General features: G+C 68.5%; 1 protein-coding gene. It reads right to left on the reverse strand.

From position 1 onward, the window contains the following. Positions 1–24: 24 nt before the first annotated feature. Positions 25–1281 (reverse strand): IS701 family transposase, encoded by a 1257-nt coding sequence (locus ACFQ4H_RS34775; protein ID WP_377579524.1) that lies wholly within the window; start codon positions 1279–1281, stop codon positions 25–27. Between the last annotated feature and the right edge of the window lie 159 nt (positions 1282–1440).

The following is a 1440-nucleotide window of genomic DNA, read 5'->3' on the forward strand; positions in this document are numbered from 1 at the left end:
TAGTACGGCAGCCGCCGTTCGGGATCATGGTTGGAGTTCGAGGTTGAGGCGGCGTGTGTAGTGGGCTCGGCGGGCTCGGGCTTGATGTTGGCGTCGCCAGCCTGACCAGTGCAAACGGTGGGTGAGGTTGCTGCTCGGGCGGATGATGCAGGCGTTGATCAGGCGGCGGATCTCGTTGACGGTGACTTTGATCAATGCGGCGTCGGCTCGGTCGGCGGCGGCGGCGCAGATTGTCAGGACGGCGAGGGCGGCCAGGGCGAGGGTGGTGAAGCGGTGCCAGGAGTCCCAGTGGCGGACCTGGTGCTGGTCCAGGCCGACCTGGCTCTTGGCGGCTTGGAAGCTTTCCTCGATGCTCCAGCGGATGCCGGCGACCCGCACGAGGTGGGTGAGGGTCGCCGGTCTGGGGGTCCAGCAGCGGTAGAAGGCCAGCTCACCGGTGGTGATGTTGCGGCGGATCAGGAGGCTGTGCCGGCCGCCGTCGTCGGGGTCAGCGTCGGTGCACACGTCGTCGAGCCAGGCCCAGTCGTAGAAACGCGGGCCCTTGGACCCTGCGCCGGCTGAGCGGCGCTGCCACGCCGAGGCGGGCAGGTCAGCGGCGATCCGGTCAGCGCGAAGCCGGGTTTTGCCGCCGTCGATCGGCACCAGATGGCTGCGGGACACCGCCAGGACATAGCCGAGTTGATGCTCGCGCAGGTGTGCGCGGAAGACGCTGCTGTTGCCGTAGGCCTCGTCCGCAGCCGCCCACCCGGCCGGCACCCCGGCGTCCAGGGCCGCGGTGATCATCTCAGCGGCCAACTCTGACTTGGTGGCGAAGTCAATCTCGTCGGGCACGCCTGCGGCTCGGCAGCGATCCCGGTCCTCGGTCCACGACGCCGGCAGATAGACCCGCCTATCGATCAAGGTGTGCCCGTCGGCGCCGGCGTAGCCCAGGAACACTCCGACCTGGCTGTTCTCGATCCGCCCTGCCGTGCCGGTGTACTGGCGTTGCACCCCGACCGTGTGAACACCCTTCTTCAGATCGCCGGTCTCGTCGACGGCCAGGACCGCGTCCGGACCACCGAACCGGTCGGCGATCAACTGCCGCAGGTCATCACGCACGGCGTCGGCGTCCCACACCGCCCGGTACAACAACCTTTGCATCGCGTCCGGCCGGGCATGCCCGGCCTGCTCGGCCAACTGCCAACACGTCTTGACCTCAAGATCGGACAGCAGCCCGGTCACGAACTGTCCTGCCGCCCGGCGCGGTTCCACCCGCCGGAACCGGCCCGCGAAGCAGCCCAGCACCTCGGCCAGCACCCGTTCCCACCGACCAACCGCTACGCTGTGGCACGCGGCCACCGCAAGATCTGAAGTTATGTCCACAACGTACAGACGATCACGCGGTGGCCGCCTCGCGTCCACCCCGCTCCACCAGCAAGATCTCAAACGGCGGCTGCCGTA

It is taken from the genome of Micromonospora sonneratiae (genome assembly GCF_042679305.1).
In the GTDB taxonomy this organism is placed as follows: Bacteria; Actinomycetota; Actinomycetes; order Mycobacteriales; family Micromonosporaceae; genus Micromonospora_H; species Micromonospora_H sonneratiae.